This is a genomic window from Ensifer adhaerens (assembly GCF_001270265.1).
Lineage (GTDB): Bacteria > Pseudomonadota > Alphaproteobacteria > Rhizobiales > Rhizobiaceae > Ensifer > Ensifer adhaerens_B.
This window is the reverse complement of record NZ_LGAP01000004.1, coordinates 1-13119: the sequence shown is the minus strand read 5'-3', so window position 1 is coordinate 13119 and position 13119 is coordinate 1. Positions and strand designations below refer to the sequence as shown.

The 13119-nt window shown below is 60.7% G+C and carries 15 protein-coding genes, 2 tRNA genes and 2 pseudogenes; 15 read left to right on the top strand and 4 right to left on the bottom strand.

Translation table 11 applies throughout. From position 1 onward, the window contains the following. The first annotated feature begins 330 nt into the window (after positions 1–330). From AC244_RS10270 to pncB, 3 genes are all read left to right on the top strand, one after another. Positions 331–1518 (top strand): polysaccharide biosynthesis/export family protein, encoded by a 1188-nt coding sequence (locus tag AC244_RS10270; RefSeq protein ID WP_053248730.1) that lies wholly within the window; start codon positions 331–333, stop codon positions 1516–1518. 181 nt (positions 1519–1699) lie between these two features. Beyond that, positions 1700–2299, top strand: a complete 600-nt coding sequence (pncA, locus tag AC244_RS10265) for a bifunctional nicotinamidase/pyrazinamidase (protein WP_053248729.1) — start codon at positions 1700–1702, stop codon at positions 2297–2299. 31 nt (positions 2300–2330) lie between these two features. Continuing rightward, positions 2331–3635, top strand: coding sequence for a nicotinate phosphoribosyltransferase (gene pncB / locus AC244_RS10260; protein ID WP_053248728.1), 1305 nt, complete (start codon positions 2331–2333; stop codon positions 3633–3635). Between the two features lie 559 nt (positions 3636–4194). On the opposite strand, the gene AC244_RS10255 is transcribed toward pncB, so the two are convergent. The 3 genes from AC244_RS10255 to AC244_RS10245 form a co-directional block, all read right to left on the bottom strand. Then, a complete protein-coding gene (locus AC244_RS10255; protein WP_025425871.1) occupies positions 4195–4404 on the bottom strand; it encodes a cold-shock protein in 210 nt (69 codons plus the stop codon). A gap of 264 nt (positions 4405–4668) precedes the next feature. Beyond that, positions 4669–5181: a hypothetical protein gene (locus AC244_RS10250; RefSeq protein ID WP_053248727.1), complete on the bottom strand. Its 513-nt coding sequence runs from the start codon at positions 5179–5181 to the stop codon at positions 4669–4671. A gap of 244 nt (positions 5182–5425) precedes the next feature. Beyond that, positions 5426–5500 (bottom strand) — tRNA-Thr (locus AC244_RS10245). Positions 5501–5657: 157 nt separating this feature from the next. Here AC244_RS10245 and AC244_RS10240 point away from each other — a divergent pair. The 12 genes and pseudogenes from AC244_RS10240 to AC244_RS36345 form a co-directional block, all read left to right on the top strand. Beyond that, entirely contained in the window at positions 5658–5897 is a 240-nt protein-coding gene (locus AC244_RS10240) for a hypothetical protein (protein ID WP_152975907.1), read from the top strand. Positions 5898–6063: 166 nt separating this feature from the next. Further along, positions 6064–7356 carry a UDP-N-acetylglucosamine 1-carboxyvinyltransferase gene (murA, locus tag AC244_RS10235; RefSeq protein WP_053248726.1) on the top strand — a complete coding sequence of 431 codons (1293 nt, stop codon included), beginning with the start codon at positions 6064–6066 and terminating at the stop codon, positions 7354–7356. Positions 7357–7462: 106 nt separating this feature from the next. Beyond that, positions 7463–7903 (top strand): DUF2948 family protein, encoded by a 441-nt coding sequence (locus tag AC244_RS10230; RefSeq protein ID WP_053248932.1) that lies wholly within the window; start codon positions 7463–7465, stop codon positions 7901–7903. Positions 7904–7939: 36 nt separating this feature from the next. Continuing rightward, entirely contained in the window at positions 7940–9244 is a 1305-nt protein-coding gene (hisD, locus tag AC244_RS10225) for a histidinol dehydrogenase (protein ID WP_053248725.1), read from the top strand. Next, positions 9241–9717, top strand: a complete 477-nt coding sequence (locus AC244_RS10220; RefSeq protein ID WP_025425876.1) for a UPF0262 family protein — start codon at positions 9241–9243, stop codon at positions 9715–9717. Before hisD ends, AC244_RS10220 begins: the two co-directional genes overlap by 4 nt. Positions 9718–9731: 14 nt before the next feature. Continuing rightward, the gene (locus tag AC244_RS10215; RefSeq protein ID WP_053248724.1) at positions 9732–10199 is read left to right on the top strand and encodes a low molecular weight phosphatase family protein; all 468 of its coding nucleotides are present in this window, start codon (positions 9732–9734) and stop codon (positions 10197–10199) included. 396 nt (positions 10200–10595) lie between these two features. After that, positions 10596–10814, top strand: coding sequence for a translation initiation factor IF-1 (gene infA, locus AC244_RS10210; RefSeq protein ID WP_004435948.1), 219 nt, complete (start codon positions 10596–10598; stop codon positions 10812–10814). A gap of 49 nt (positions 10815–10863) precedes the next feature. Further along, positions 10864–11484 (top strand): Maf-like protein, encoded by a 621-nt coding sequence (locus AC244_RS10205; protein WP_053248723.1) that lies wholly within the window; start codon positions 10864–10866, stop codon positions 11482–11484. 5 nt (positions 11485–11489) lie between these two features. Further along, entirely contained in the window at positions 11490–11699 is a 210-nt protein-coding gene (gene yacG / locus AC244_RS10200) for a DNA gyrase inhibitor YacG (protein WP_053248722.1), read from the top strand. A 181-nt stretch (positions 11700–11880) separates the two neighbouring features. Then, positions 11881–11956 (top strand) — tRNA-Phe (locus AC244_RS10195). A 94-nt stretch (positions 11957–12050) separates the two neighbouring features. Continuing rightward, positions 12051–12191: pseudogene (locus AC244_RS35100) on the top strand (IS66 family transposase); the annotation flags it as partial. A gap of 59 nt (positions 12192–12250) precedes the next feature. Next, positions 12251–12418: pseudogene (locus tag AC244_RS36345) on the top strand (IS481 family transposase); the annotation flags it as partial. A gap of 39 nt (positions 12419–12457) precedes the next feature. Here the strand turns inward: AC244_RS36345 and AC244_RS10190 are convergent. Beyond that, positions 12458–13119: HlyD family efflux transporter periplasmic adaptor subunit (locus AC244_RS10190; RefSeq protein ID WP_152975906.1), on the bottom strand; the 662-nt coding region annotated here is incomplete at its 5' end.

Sequence of the window (13119 nt, the reverse complement as noted above, 5' to 3'; positions counted from 1 at the left end):
ATCATCCCGCCCAAGGGTTATCCCCACGTATATTCGTTCCGCCTCATTAGTCAGCTTTTAACTTAAAGTACCTAGCTTTCAAGTCCAAAGGCCTAACATATACATGCCTAGAACCTTCATCCAAGACAAATCGGGCTCGAAACCCGTCAAGGTGTAGGAGGTATGACCGGAAAGGCGCAGGGCCAATTATTTTGCTTGTCTTCGTCTGCAAGTGACTTGTTGTGAGACGGCTATTGTGCTTTTCAGAGTCCGGCGGATTCCCGACCGGGAGATCATGCGGTGCAGAACTGTGAATAGAATCATGGCTGTGCCGAATTCGGAGTGTCGTAGTTGAAACGTGTAGCTGCCCTTGTGCTTTCTACCGCGCTTGCGGGATGTCAGGCTGTTCCGGGCGAGGGGCCGCTGGCCGGGGCCATTGTTGCGGATGCTGGTCAGTCCGGCGCCGAAATCGGTCGGAAGAACGCCACCGTATTTGATATCGTCGATGTGAACGGCCAGTCCGCGCGCCTTGTGTCCGACTATGTGTCGTCGACGCTCAACCGTCGGTTCGGTATCGGCGGCGGCGTCGGCCGTGTGGTCATCGGTGTCGGCGACGCGCTGAAGGTATCAATCTTCGAGGCCGGCAGCGACGGTCTCTTCTCCACGCAGGATTCCAAGCAGACCAGCATCGATCTCGTCGTCCAGCCGGACGGCAAGGCGGCCATTCCCTATGTCGGCTCGGTTCGATTTGCCGGCCTGACGCTGGAGCAGGCACGTCAGGAGATCCTGGAGGCGCTGAAGCAGAAGGCGGTCGAGCCCGACGTCATCGTCACGAGCATGAGCACCGCTTCGCGCAATGTCACCGTTTCGGGCGCCGTCGGCAAATCCGCGGTCGTCCCGCTCAGCCTGGTCGACGAGACGATCAACGAGGTCATCGCCAAGGCGGGTGGCCCCGTGGCGCAGCCCTATGAGACCTATGTCACGCTGGTGCGCGGCAAGAAGACCGGCACGGTTCTGCTGAAGTCGATCATCGAGAACCCGTCTGAAAACATCCATGTGAAGCCGGGCGACCAGATCTTCGTTGCGCGCGATCCGCGCCGCTTCACGATCCTCGGCGCCGTCAAGGCCAACCAGCGCGTCGAGTTCGGCGCCAATGATCTCAATCTGCTGGAAGCCATGGGGCTGGCCGGCGGCGGTTCCGACTACGCGCTGGATATGAAGGGCTACTTCATCTTCCGTTATGAAGAGCCGGATGTGGTCATGAGCCTTCTCGGCCAGCAGCGCTTCAACGAGATGTTGCGCAAGGGCATGAAGACCGACAGCCAGGGGCGTTACCCGATTGTCTATCGCTTCGACATGAGCAAGCCGGACAGCCTGATCGTCGGCCAGACCTTCCCGGTCAAGAATCGCGACGTGATCTACGCATCGCGTCATCCGTCCGTCGATTTCGGGAAGTTCCTCAACTTCGTCGCCCAGCCGGTTGGTATCGCCAATTCCGGCTTCTCGATTGCCGACAACATCAACAGCCTCGGCAACTGATCCGTTCCAAGGTGCAGTCCAAAAAGGGCGTCGACCGTGGTCGGCGCCCTTTTTCTATGGGCGGCGAGGATCTGCCGGGGAGTGTTCGAAGCGGGTTGCCGCCGCTCAAATTCTGTGATTGATCTTGGACTTAAATCGATTTTTGTGATCGATAGGGATTGGTCCGGTCGAGGGGAGAGCGATGGCTGCTGAGGCGTTGATCGTCGTCGACGTGCAAAACGATTTCTGCCCGGGCGGAGCGCTTGCCGTTTCCGGAGGCGATGAGATCGTGCCTGTGGTCAACGATCTGATCCGGAAGTTCGAGCATGTGATCCTGACGCAGGATTGGCACCCGGCCGGCCATTCCAGCTTCGCATCCGTCCATCCGGGCAAAGCGCCTTTCGAAACGGTAGCGATGTCCTATGGCGAGCAGACACTTTGGCCGGACCATTGTGTGCAGGGCAGCACAGGCGCAGATTTTCACCCGTCGCTGGAATGGACACGCGCCGAACTGGTGATCCGCAAGGGCTTCCGCACCGGCATCGACAGCTATTCCGCCTTCTTCGAGAATGATCGCCGGACGCCGACCGGGCTTGCCGGCTACCTCAGGGATCGCGGCATCGAGAGCGTTATCTTGTGTGGTCTGGCCACGGATTTCTGCGTTGCCTTTTCAGCGCTCGACGCCGTCGCGAGAGGGTTTTCCACCTCGGTCGTGCTGGATGCCTGTCGGGGTATCGATCTCAACGGCTCGCTCTCCGCCATGATCACGCGCATGCGGCAAGCCGGCGTGCGGATGGTTTAGCCCTGCGCCTTTAGGAGGAGCATTTCGCGAAATGACCAAGACCGATATCGCCAGGCGCGTCTACAACCACGCCTGGAAGCTCGACCCGATCGTGCGCAGCCTGCTCGACACGGATTTCTACAAGCTCTTGATGCTGCAGATGATCTGGCAGCTCTATCCGGATGTGGATGCGACCTTCTCGCTGATCAACCGCACCAAGACCGTGCGCCTGGCCGACGAGATCGACGAGCATGAACTGCGCGAGCAGCTCGATCATGCCCGCGAGCTGCGGTTCTCCAAGAAGGAAATGATCTGGCTTGCCGGTAACTCGTTCTACGGCCGCAAGCAGATCTTCTCGCCGGAGTTTCTGGCCTGGCTCGCGAAATTCCGCTTGCCGGACTACGAGCTGTCTCGACGCGACGGCCAGTTCGAGCTGACCTTTCGCGGACGCTGGGCCGAGACCACCATGTGGGAGATCCCTGCACTTGCGATCATCAACGAGCTGCGCTCTCGTTCGGCCATGAAGGGGCTCGGCCCCTTCACGCTCGATGTGCTCTATGCCCGTGCCAAGGCGAAGATGTGGTCGAAGGTCGAGCGTCTTCGGCAGTATCCCAACCTGCGGATCTCTGACTTCGGCACCCGAAGGCGCCACAGCTTCCTGTGGCAGCGCTGGTGCGTCGAGGCGTTGAAGGAAGGAATCGGCGCATCCTTCTCCGGTTCCAGCAATGTGCTTCTGGCGATGGATACGGACCTGGAAGCGCTCGGCACCAATGCGCATGAACTGCCGATGGTGGCAGCAGCGCTCGCCCGCAACGACGCCGAGCTTGCGGCGGCGCCCTACAAGGTGCTGCAGGACTGGAACCAGCTCTACGGTGGCAATCTGTTGATCGTGCTTCCCGATTCTTTCGGCACGGCGGCCTTCCTGCGCAATGCGCCGGCCTGGGTGGCGGACTGGACCGGGTTCCGCCCGGACAGCGCTCCACCGATCGAAGGCGGCGAGAAGATTATCGCCTGGTGGAAGAAGATGGCGCGCGACCCGCGTGAAAAGCTGCTCATCTTCTCCGATGGCCTCGATGTCGAAACGATCATCGAAACCTACCGGCATTTCGAAGGGCGCGTGCGCATGAGCTTTGGTTGGGGAACGAACCTCACCAACGACTTCGCCGATTGCGCGCCGACGGAAATCAAGGGCCTCAATCCGATATCGATCGTCTGCAAGGTCAGCGACGCGGATGGCCGGCCGGCGGTCAAACTGTCGGATAACCCGCGCAAGGCGACGGGCGATGCCGCCGAGGTCCAACGTTATCTGAAGTTCTTCGGCAGCGAGGATTTCGTCGAGCAGGCCGTCAAGGTCTGACGGCAGACAACTGGACAAAAAGAAACCGGCGTGAGCCGGTTTCAAAAGGGGATTTAAGCGTTGCGATTGTCCATCATCGCGATGTCAAATCTAGGGGCTGAATCTTAAGGTTGCGTTAAGGCGCATCCTTCGGCGCTTGCAACCACAAATTAAATCTTCTGCTCGAACGTTTTGATCGACCGATCTCCTCAGCTTTCGTGAGCGACCCGTCAGAACACGAACATGTAAAGCAGAATGATGACGATCAGGGGCACGCCCATGAGCCAGAGAACGATGCCTTTCATTTCAGAACCTCCACGTCGTTGCCGTTGAATTGGTAACGCGGGCTGTCGGGAAACGTTCCCTGCATCGGATGGAGGGTCAGTCAGATCGGGCGTGCTAAGGGCGCCGTAATATTTTGAGATTGCTGCGTAATGTCTTCCAAGGATCGGTTTCGATCCAGGGAGAAATTAGCCAGTTGTCGCTGACCGAAGAGCAACAAAAAAGGTCGGGCGAGCCCGACCTTCCCATTCGCTGCGCTGCCGCCCACAAACCTGCGTTCGGCGACGTCGGGCGAAAATTACTTGGCCTGCAGGTTGTCTGCAGAAGACTTGCCGGTCTTGCGGTCGCGCGTCAGCTCGTAGCTGATCTGTTGACCTTCGTTGAGGCCGGAAAGGCCTGCGCGCTGAACGGCCGAGATGTGAACGAACACGTCCGGGCTGCCGTCGTCAGGCTGAATGAAGCCGAAGCCCTTGGTGCTGTTGAACCACTTTACTGTGCCTGTAGCCATGACGATTCCCTTTCAATCGCTTGTAATAGACATTTCCGGAAACAAACCTCCGGATCAGGATAACCGATTTTGAAGAGGGAAGTCCGTCTCTCACGCGCTTAGGGCGCCGACACAAAGTTCGTCAGCAATATCGATTTCCGCCACATAGGAGCTGAATGTGACGATTGCAAGGCTTTGTTCGGGATCTCTCGACGAGTTGCGCGGGTATGCACATGCGAGCGCTCGTCGCGGCATTACGGCGCCGAATGGCGTTTAGACGCTGGCTCACAACTTCCCGAACGCCACGCTTCTCCAACCCCAGCCAGCCCGATGAGCGGCGTCAATTAGGGGCGTCTTTATTTCGGCGGTATTGAAGCGATATTCGTAAACCTTGCCGTAGGACAAATCTTCCTTGAAGGCGAAGGCCATGCCGAAGCTTTTTTCCCACTTTCGACCGCGAAACGCATCAGCGCTTAACGCGAGCATGGGCACGCCGGCGCGCCATTCGACAGACCATGCCTGATCGACGGCGCGGACTTCGCAATCGGCGGCATCGAATTTCATCAACACCTTGAACACCCTTTGCAGCCCGGCTTTGGCAAATAGTTCGTACCAGCGGGCATCAACAATCTTCCATTCCGCGACGAGATCGACGCCTTCCGGCTTGCCGTCACGAATGATGAACGGCGCAGTCTTTCTATTGATGGCGAGAAGATTAGTGCGAAGCGCTGCCGTCGATTGGCGGTCCACGCCCTTCGGCGCCGGTTTATATCCTATCAGCCAGTCGAACAATTTCACGGCAGGTTTCCTCAATCAGGGGCACTGTGGGCAATCTCTACAGTGAAGCACATTAAAAATTGAGATCGTGTCCCATCAGGTTCCTGTTTGCCAGGTTCGCTACGAGAACAGATGAGAACAAAGTGCACGGCTTTTGCACGGTTCAACCGTGCAATTCATGGAATGCCCCGCGCATTCATGTCGTCTCATGCGGGTTGGCTTCTTCGCTGGTTCCGCATAACGTATTGATAAATTAAGAGAAAACTGGTGCTGCTAGAGAGATTTGAACTCTCGGCCTCTCCCTTACCAAGGGAGTGCTCTACCCCTGAGCTATAGCAGCATCTCGCGGCCGGTTCAGTGACAAGCCGCATCAAGCGAGGCGCCTATTGCCATAGCTGGACGGGGAGCGCAAGCAGCATTTCGAAGTTTTCGGTGTTGAGCTGTGAGAAAATCCGTTTCGGCTTCCGAAGTCCCTGGTTTTGCGCTAATGCAGCCTTATGCAAACAGACGATAAGAAAAGCGCTGAGGGCGAACCGCCGCTGGCCGAACCGCAGAATGCGACGGCAAAGCGCAAGCAAAAGGATACGACCGAGCAGGACCTGAGAAAGGCGCGCCTTGCCAAGACGCTGCGCGACAATCTGCAGCGCCGCAAACAGCAGATGCGCGCGCGCCGTTCCGGTGCCGCCGACGAGACGATCGGCGTGCCTGCCGCAAAAACGGACGAATCCGAAGATTAGTACGAGGAGGGGAGGGCTGCCGTTCGGCATTCCTTCACGCATGCAGGTGGCCGTGGCCGTCTTGCGTTCAAGGCACTTCTAATTTCGCGGCGTCTCCACTAAAGAGGCGCCTTCAGACACACTTCATTTTTTTGGAAAGGCGGGCCAAGCCCGTTCGAGAGGCCTCATGGATCGCATCAGGATTGTAGGCGGGAATGAACTTCACGGGGTCATTCCGATCTCCGGCGCGAAGAATGCGGCCCTGCCGTTGATGATCGCATCGCTTTTGACCGACGACACGCTGACGCTGGAAAACGTTCCGCATCTGGCCGACGTCGAGCAACTGAGCCGCATTCTGGGCAACCACGGCGTCGATATCTCGGTCAACGGCCGACGCGAGCGCCAGGGTGAGAGCTACGCCCGCACGATCCATTTCACCTGCCGCAACATCGTCGACACTACGGCGCCCTATGAACTCGTTTCGAAGATGCGCGCGAGCTTCTGGGTCATCGGTCCGCTTCTGGCGCGCGAAGGCAAGGCCCGCGTGTCGCTGCCGGGCGGCTGCGCCATCGGCACACGTCCGGTCGATCTGTTCATCGAGGGTCTGCAGGCGCTCAGCGCCAACATCGAGATCGACGGCGGGTACGTCAACGCGACGGCACCGGCAGGCGGCCTGATCGGCGCGCGCTACACCTTCCCGAAGGTTTCCGTCGGCGCCACGCACGTGTTGATGATGGCGGCCACACTTGCCAATGGCACCACCGTGCTCGGCAATGCGGCGCGCGAGCCCGAGGTGGCTGACCTTGCCAATTGCCTGAATGCCATGGGCGCCAAGATCACCGGCCAGGGCACGGCGACGATCACCATCGAAGGCGTGCGCTCGCTGTCCGGTGCGCGCCACCGCGTCCTGCCTGACCGTATCGAGACCGGTACCTACGCCATGGCCGTTGCCATGACCGGCGGCGACGTCATCCTCGAAGACACGGATATGGCGCTGCTTGACACCGCACTCGAGGCGATCCGCCGGGCCGGCGCCGAGATCACGCCGACCAACAGCGGCATCCGCGTCGTGCGCAACGGCGCCGGCATCAAGCCGGTCGATATCGTCACCGATCCGTTCCCCGGATTCCCGACCGATCTGCAGGCCCAGTTCATGGGGCTGATGACCAAGTCGAACGGCGTTTCGCACATCACCGAGACGATCTTCGAAAACCGCTTCATGCACGTCCAGGAGCTGGCGCGCCTTGGCGCCAAGATCTCGCTGTCAGGCCAGACTGCCAAGATCGAAGGTGTCAGCCGGCTGAAGGGCGCGCCTGTGATGGCGACAGACTTGCGTGCCTCGGTCTCGCTCGTCATCGCCGGTCTTGCGGCGGAAGGCGAAACCATGGTGTCGCGCGTCTACCATCTCGACCGCGGCTTCGAGCGGCTGGAAGAAAAGCTCACCCGTTGCGGCGCCCACGTCGAGCGCGTCAGCGACTGATTTTGCCCGTCGCGCCTGATGCCGTTGCGGTTTCAGGCGCGACGTCCTATGTCCATTTCACTTGTGGCACGCAAAATGTGCGACGAAAGCGAAAGGAATGGATCGCATGGATGGCCTGAAGCTGCTGGCGCTTGACGAGGAGGACCTAGCGGTTGTCTCCGCCCACGTCCAGGATGCCGTTTTCAAGGTTTCCGGACTGGAATACGACGCGCGTCGCAAGCAGTTTTCGCTCACCGTCAACCGGTTCGTCTGGGAGATGGCCGACGGCAAGCGGCGTTCCTTCGAGCGTCGTCGCGCCGTGCTCCTGTTCAAGCGGGTCAGCGCCGTGCGCTCGCTCGGCTTTGACCGTCGCAACGGCGAAGCCGTGCTCGATCTGCTGGCGGTGCGGTTCGCCGTTGCAGGTGAGGGGCCGGAAGGCACCGTCGAACTGGTGCTTGCCGGCGAAGCTTCCATTGCCCTTGATGTGGAATGCATCGAGGCACAGCTTGCAGATACCGGCGGAGCATGGGAAACCGCCTTCAAGCCCCGGCATCCCGAAGGCGTTTGAACCCGCGACACAGGCATACCACAAGGACATTTTGCGTTGGCAATCAGGCTGAACTATCTCGACGGTAACTTCGAACAGCAGTTCGCGGCATTCCTGACCACCAAGCGTGAAGTTTCCGAGGACGTGAACGCGACGGTCAAGGCGATCATTGACGATGTTCGCCTGCGCGGCGATCAGGCGGTGGCGGAATATTCCGCCCGCTTCGACGGCATCGACTTCGCAACGACGCCGATGGCCGTCAGTGCCGAGGAAATCGATGCCGCGATCCAGAGCGTCGAGCCGGAAGTGCTGGGCGCGCTCAAGGTTGCCGCCGTCCGTATCGAGGCGCACCACGCCCGCCAGCGGCCGAAGGACGATATCTACGAGGATACGATGGGCGTCGGCCTCGGCTCGCGCTGGACGGCGGTCGACGCCGTCGGGCTGTACGTTCCGGGCGGTACGGCGAGCTATCCGAGTTCGGTGCTGATGAATGCGCTGCCGGCCAAGGTCGCCGGCGTTGAGCGCATCGTCATGGTCGTGCCGGCCAGTGGCGGCAAGATCAACCCCGCCGTGCTGGCAGCGGCGCGGCTTGCCGGTGTCGAGGAAATCTACCGCATCGGCGGCGCGCAGGCGATCGCCGCCCTTGCCTATGGCACCGCGACCATCGCGCCTGTCGCCAAGGTCGTCGGCCCGGGCAATGCCTATGTCGCTGCCGCCAAGCGCCAGGTCTTCGGCACCGTCGGCATCGACATGATTGCCGGCCCGTCCGAGGTGCTCGTCATCGCCGACCGCGAAAACGACCCGGACTGGATCGCCGCCGACTTGCTTGCGCAGGCCGAACACGATGTCGGCGCCCAGTCGATCCTGATCACCGACGACGCGGCCTTCGGCCAGGCGGTCGAAGCAGCGGTCGAGCGCCAGTTGAAGACCCTGCCGCGGGCCGAAACGGCATCGGCGAGCTGGCGCGATTTCGGCGCGATCATCCTCGTGCCGGATCTGGAAAAGGCGATACCGCTTGCAAACCGCATAGCCGCCGAGCATCTGGAACTGGCGCTTGCCGATCCCGAGCCGATGGTTACCAGGATCCGCAATGCCGGCGCCATCTTTGTCGGACGCCACACGCCCGAAGTCATCGGCGACTATGTCGGCGGTTCAAACCACGTGCTGCCGACGGCACGCTCGGCGCGGTTCTCCTCCGGCCTCGGCGTTCTCGATTACATGAAGCGCACCTCCATCCTGCGCCTCGACGCGGAGCAGCTCCGTATCCTCGGCCCGGCCGCGATCGCGCTGGCGCGGTCCGAAGGGCTTGAGGCCCATGCGCGCTCGGTCGCCATTCGCCTCAATCTCGGGGATGCGGGATGAAGGCTGACCGCAACCAGCGCCTCTGCGATGTCGTATTGGACGAGACGATCGGCCGTTCGACGCCCGACGTGGAGCATGAGCGTGCGGTTGCGATCTTCGATCTTCTCGAAGAAAACCTGTTCGAACCGGTCGGCCACCCGGGCGGCCCCTACAAGCTCAACCTCTCTCTGATGGATGCCAAGCTGGTCTTTGCGATCTCGACCGAGAAGGGATCTGACGTCGCCACACATATTCTCTCGCTGACGCCGTTTCGCCGGATCGTGAAGGACTACTTCATGATCTGCGAGAGCTACTACGAGGCGATCCGCTCGGCGACGCCGAGCCAGATCGAGGCGATCGACATGGGACGTCGCGGCATTCACAACGAGGGATCGCAGACGCTGATGGACCGCCTGTCGGGCAAGATCCGGCTCGATTTCGACACCGCCCGCCGCCTGTTCACGCTCGTCTGCGTGCTCTATTGGCGCGGGTGACGGCGGAGACCGGGATGACGGGAACCGCGACGCGCCAGCCGACAACGCCCCGTTCCGTTCTCTTCATGTGCGGCATGAACGCAATCCGCTCGCCGATGGCAGAGGCACTCGCCAAGGCTGCGCTGCCGGCGGGCACCTATGTCGCTTCCGCCGGCGTGCGTCACGGCGAGCGCGATCCCTTCGTCGATGTCGTGCTGGATGAGATCGGCCTGTCGATCGGGCGGCATCAGCCGCGCACCCTGGACGAACTCGAGGACGACTATTTCGACCTCATCGTCACGCTGGCGCCGGAGGCCCATCATATGGCGCTGGATTTGACTCGCTCGATGGCCGTCGACGTGGTCTATTGGCCGACGCCGGACCCGACCGTTGCTACCGGCACGCGCGAGCAGATTGTCGATGCCTATCGTGCCGTTCGCGATCACCTTGCCACTCTGATTAATCGCCGTCTGGTAGTGGCGCCCGCGGGCGAAAAAGCTTAATACCAACCTGCGCTGATATTGATCTATTGCGTGGGACCGTGTGCGGTCATCCGGGAAGGAGCATACCGTAGAGCGATGCCTTGGCATCGGTCGAGGATTGCGACGCTGCCGGTGGCCGACAGACGGTCCACCCGAAGGGCCGGGCGCTTTTGGCCTCCGGACGGCGTCGACAATCCTCACCGGACCGCTTGGGTCCGGTTGCGGTTGTCTCCTTGCCGGAAACCAAAATCGCTCCGGCGCAATCGATCAATATCAGCGCAGGTTGGTATAAGGCAGTACAAAAGCTGAAAAGCCGGCGCAAAGCGGTTCACAAATCCTCGTCGATTGTGTAGTTTCCGGCGAATTTTTCGGGATGCGTGTCGTATCCCCGAACAAACACAGAAAGAACAGTCCTACATGGCGAAAGAAGAAGTCCTCGAATTTCCGGGCGTGGTCACGGAATTGCTTCCCAATGCGACCTTCCGCGTGAAGCTCGAAAATGAACATGAAATTATTGCCCATACCGCAGGCCGCATGCGCAAGAACCGTATCCGCGTTCTGGCCGGCGACAAGGTGCTCGTCGAAATGACGCCCTATGACCTGACCAAGGGTCGCATCACCTATCGTTTCAAGTAAACCACCGACAGGTGGCTTCATCATATCTCTGGGGTGACGGCGCGTTCCGATGACAGCGGCTCAAAAACTGATACTGGCGTCCGGTTCGCCGCGTCGCATCGAGCTTTTGGCCCAGGCAGGCATCGAGCCTGCGCGCCTGATGCCGATGGATCTCGACGAGACGCCGAAGCGCTCCGAGCATCCGCGGTCGCTGGCGCGTCGCCTCTCGGCGGAAAAGGCGAAGGCGGCGCTTGCGGCGATCAAGGGCGAAGCCGGTTGGGATGGCAGCTATATCCTGGCAGCCGACACGGTCGTCTGTGTCGGCCGGCGCATCCTGCCGAAGCCGGAACTCGTCAGCGAAGCCTCGAGCGCCCTGCATCTGCTGTCGGGCCGCAGCCACCGCGTCTATACCGGCATCTGCCTGATCACGCCCGACAAGACGCTGCGCCAGAAGGTGGTCGACACCAAGGTTCGCTTCAAGCGCCTTTCCGGTTTTGACATCGAGAGCTATCTTGCCTCCGGCCAATGGCGCGGCAAGGCAGGCGCCTATGGCATCCAGGGGATCGCCGGCAGCTTCGTGGTCAAGCTCGTCGGCTCCTACAGCAATGTCGTCGGCCTGCCGCTCTACGAGACGGTCGGGCTGTTGGTCGGCGAAGGCTACGACGTTCACAATCGTTGGCTGGAAGGCTGAAGGCAGTGACTGACGAAGACAAGAAGAGCGGCTCGAACGTAGCACCTCTGCGCGCACCGCGTCCGTGCCCCGAATGCGGGCGTCCCTCGCACCGCGAGCACTATCCCTTCTGCTCGGACCGCTGCCGCAATGTCGACCTCAATCGCTGGCTCTCGGGCTCCTACGCCATTCCCGTCGCAGACGACGAGACGAAAGCGGACGACGATGATCGCTGACCGCGATCTGCCTGAATATCTTCGGTTTTTTGGCCTTTTCCACTATCTTTGAAATTCCTGCCAAAAAACTTTCATTTGGTGCTGGACACCGCCGAACAAGATGTTATAACCCCGCTCGCTTCCGGGGCACAGACAACGCCCCGAGGGTTCCGAGAGGAGCCGCTGCCCGAAACGGCAGGATGCCCGGATAGCTCAGTTGGTAGAGCAGCGGATTGAAAATCCGCGTGTCGGTGGTTCAAATCCGCCTCCGGGCACCATCTCTAAGATCAGCCTTTGGTTTTAGTTCGTTTTGTTGTCCAAACGCCCAGAAAAAGTACACCACCTCAAAATTCCGGACACTTTTGTTCCCACCTCGCCGACTACCTCTTTGATCAAATCAAGAAAGGGGAGCAGATCTTCGCCGACGAAACCACCTTGCCGACGCTGGCTCCCGGTGTCGGATCGACAAAGACAGCCTGGCTTTGGGCCTATGCCAGGGATGACCGGCCCTTTAGATACTTGATCCCAGGTTTTGATCGGGCGTCCTTGTCTTCCGAATCAAGGGACGCGCTCTGGGCCAGGTTCTTCATGGACGTGCCACGACGACAGAGGCAGTCCGTCGAGCGATACAACATAGTCAAGAGAGCCTGAGGACGCTTTCGAAGCGCTACGGGATCAATCAGAAGACCTCCGCCAAGTGGCGGAAGCGGACCTCAGTCGCAGACCTTCCGCCGCTACCGAATGCCAAATTTGCTGTGGGCGCCGATTATGTCTCCCCCTCACTCCTCGCGGAAGGCGCGCAGCATCTGGTCGGTGAATGGTTTTGTCAGGTATGAGATTGCGGTTCGCTCGTCGGTCTGGACGAAGACCTCGACGGGCATGCCGGGCATGAGCTTGCGGCTGCCGAGTTTGTCGAGCGGCTCGGTGATCTCGACGGTTGCGAGATAGAACGGCTGTCCGGTGTTGCGGTCGAGCGTGGTGGCGGCGGCGACGACGTCGATGCGGCCGTCGAGTTCGGGGGTGGTGCGCTGGTTGAAGACGGTAAAGCGCATGCGGCTTTGCTGGCCGGGGGCGATGCGGTCGATGTCGGCCGGCGGGATGCGGATCTCGACCGTCAGGTCCTCGCCCTCGGGCACGATCGACATGGCGGTGGCGCCGGGGGCGATGATGCCGCCGATGGTGTGGATCTGCAGGTCGTAGACGAGACCGTCGACGGGGGCGCGCACGTCCATGCGCGACAGCCGGTCCTTGGCCGCCACCGCACGTTCGCTCAGTTCGGCGATCTTGGCCTCGATGCCGACGATCTGGCCTTGGGTTTCCTTGCGGTTGTTCTGGTCGATCGACATCAGCTTGATGCGCAACTCGCTGATCTGCCCGAGCGCCTCGGCGATGCGGGCCAAGAGTTCGCCCTTGGAGCCGTCGATGCGGGCCATCTGCCGCA